The sequence below is a fragment of the Actinokineospora spheciospongiae genome (assembly GCF_000564855.1).
In the GTDB taxonomy this organism is placed as follows: Bacteria; Actinomycetota; Actinomycetes; order Mycobacteriales; family Pseudonocardiaceae; genus Actinokineospora; species Actinokineospora spheciospongiae.
On the sequence record NZ_AYXG01000150.1, the window covers coordinates 1 to 2780 of the forward strand.

Sequence of the window (2780 nt, forward strand, 5' to 3'; positions counted from 1 at the left end):
GAACCAGGTGGTGGGGGTGGGGGACATGGTGAAGTCGAGGGTGGCGCCTGCGGCGAGGAGGTGGTGGGGGATGTGGGGGGTGTGGTGGGGGGTGCCGTTGATGTGCAGGGAGGCGACGTAGATGTTGTCGGGGGAGTTGTCGGGTGCGTTGATGGTGAGGGTGTTGCCGCTGTCGAGGTGGACGGTGGCTTTGCGGAAGAGGGGGGAGCCGATGGCGTAGGTGGTGGCGGCGGGGGTCAGTGGGTAGAAGCCGAGGGCGCTGAAGAGGTACCAGGCGGACATTTCGCCGTTGTCTTCGTCGCCGAGGTGGCCTTGGCCGATGGTGGCGCCTTGGTAGAGGCGGGTGCAGATGTCGCGGACGATTTCCTGGGTGCGCCAGGGGCGGGGGGTGTGGGTGTAGAGGTAGGCGATGTGGTGGGCGGGTTGGTTGCTGTGGCCGTACTGGCCGAGGCGGACGTCGCGGGCTTCGCGCATCTCGTGGATGGGGCGGCGGTAGGAGCCGGGGCGGGTGGCGTCTTCGGGGGTGGTGAAGTAGCGGTCGAGGGTGTCGGCGAGGGCGTGGGGGCCGCCGTGCAGGTCGGTGAGGCCGTCGGGGTCGTGGGGGGCGGCGAAGGCGGCGGTCCAGCCGTTGGTTTCGGTGTAGTCGTGGCCCCAGGTGCGGGGGTCGTAGTGGTCGGCGCGCAGGCGGGGGGTGCCTTCGGGGGTGAGGCCTTGGTAGAAGCCGGTGGTGGGGTCGAAGTGGTGGCGGTGGTGGCGGGCGCGGTCGGTGAGGTAGGCGGCGGTGTCGTGGTCGCCGAGGCGGGTGGCCATGGCGGCGGTGGCGGCGTCGTTGACGCAGCCCTCCATGGCCCAGGACAGGCCTTCGGGGATGGTGGTGGGGGTGAAGTGGGCGAAGGTGGCGTGGGTGTGGCCTTTGCGGCCGACGGCGTCGTGTGGGGGTCGGGTGGTGGCGTTGCGCAGGGCGGCGCGGTAGGCGGTGTGGGGGTCGAAGCCGTGGACGCCTTTGGCGTGGGCGTCGGCGAAGGCGGTGTCGGAGTTGGTGCCGGTCATGAGGTTGGCGTGTCCGGGGGAGGACCAGCGGGCGATCCAGCCGCTGTCGCGGTGGTGTTGCAGGAAGCCGTCGATGAAGTGTCCGCAGAGGGTGGGGGTGAACAGGGCGTAGGCGGGCCAGCAGGTGCGGTAGGTGTCCCAGAACCCGTTGTTGACCATGATGTGGCCGTTGGTGACCTGGCCGGTGAAGGGGCTGCGGTATCGGGTGCCTTCGCTGCCGTTGTTGGGGTAGAGGTGCAGTCGGTAGAGGCAGGAGTGCAGGGTGGTGAGTTGTTCGGGGGTGGCGCCGTCGACGTGGATGCGGTTGAGGTGGGGGTGCCAGGCGGTGTGGGCGCGGGCGCGGATGTCGTCGAAGGTGGCTTCGCCTATTTCGGTGCGCAGGTTGTCTTCGGCTTGTTCGGGGCTGATGAGGGAGGTGGCGATGCGGAGGGTGATGGTGGTGGGGGTGTCGGGGGTGGTGTGGTGGCGCAGGAGGGCGGTGCGGGCGCGGGACAGGCCGCGCAGGCGGTTGTGGGCGTCGCGGACGGGGTGGTCGGTGGTGGCGTGGACCCACATGCGGGTGGCGCCCGCGGACAGGCCGCTGCGGACGTCGGTGTGGGCGGTGATGGTGCCGGTGTCCGGGTCGATGTGGACGCGGCCTGCGGTGCCGGTGAGGCCGGTGTTGTCGAGGACGATGTTGGCCGGTGCTCCGGCGGGGTAGGTGAAGCGCAGGACGGCGCCGTGGTCGGTGGGGGTGACTTCGGCGCGGACGCCGTCGGCGAGGGTGACCGCGTAGTGGTGCGGGTGGGCGGTTTCGTCGGTGTGGTCGAAGCGGCGGGAGCGGGCGCGGCGGCCGACGCGGGTGCCGGTGGTGGGCATGAGGTGGAAGGTGTTGCGGTCGCCCATCCAGGGGCTGGGCAGGTGGGAGAGGCCGATGGCCTGCAGGCCGGTGTTGCGGTGCCAGGCGTATTCCCAGTTGGTGCGGGCGGCGTGGGTGATGGGGGTCCAGAAGTTGAAGCCGTGTGGCACGGCGGTGGCGGGCAGGGTGTTGCCGCGGGAGTAGCGGCGGGTGGAGTGGGTGCCGCGGGTGGTCAGGGCGCGTTCGACCGGGTCGGTGGGTGCGGGGGTGGTGGGGGCGATGGTGAGGGTGTCGATCCAGCCGTGGGCGCGGGTGCGGGTGCCGCGGTCGAGGGTGTGGGGGGCGGTGATCGCGCTGCGCTCGGTGGTGACCGTCGGTGCGGTGGGGGTGTAGGGGTCGTGGGTCAGGGCGATGGTGGTGATGGTGCGGCCGGTGTGCGCGCCCAGGGGGATGCGGCGCAGGTTCCACTGCTCGGGGATCAGGGCGCGGGGGTCGCCCTCGGTGAGGTGGGTGCCGTCGTCGAGGGTGAGGGTGATGGCGGTGTGGGTGCCCGGTTGCGCTGGGTGCTTGGTGCGGGCGGGGTGGATGGCGTAGGTGAGTTCGGTGTCGGGGTCCACGGGGATGTCGACGTGGAAGAGGCGGACGGTGCTCGCGCCGCGGGCGTCGTAGCGCAGGGCGTGGCGGCCGGTGAGGCCGTGGTGGCGGCGGGAGGTGGGGGTGCGCCAGGGGCCTCGGGTGACGCGTACGCGCAGCGGGCCGCGGCGGATCGGGGTGGGGCGGGGTTCGGCGGGTGCGAAGGACGTGCGGAAGCCCATGGTGGTGACAGTAGGTGCTGGGCGGGGTGTTGTCCGGTGCGCGCCCCGGGGCGGTGGGGGCGTGGGCTCTGCCACGG

1 protein-coding gene is annotated in these 2780 nt (G+C 71.9%); it reads right to left on the reverse strand.

The features are described 5' to 3' along the window. Nucleotides 1-2703: GH92 family glycosyl hydrolase (locus UO65_RS20140; protein WP_035284951.1), on the reverse strand; the 2703-nt coding region annotated here is incomplete at its 3' end. Nucleotides 2704-2780 lie beyond the last annotated feature (77 nt).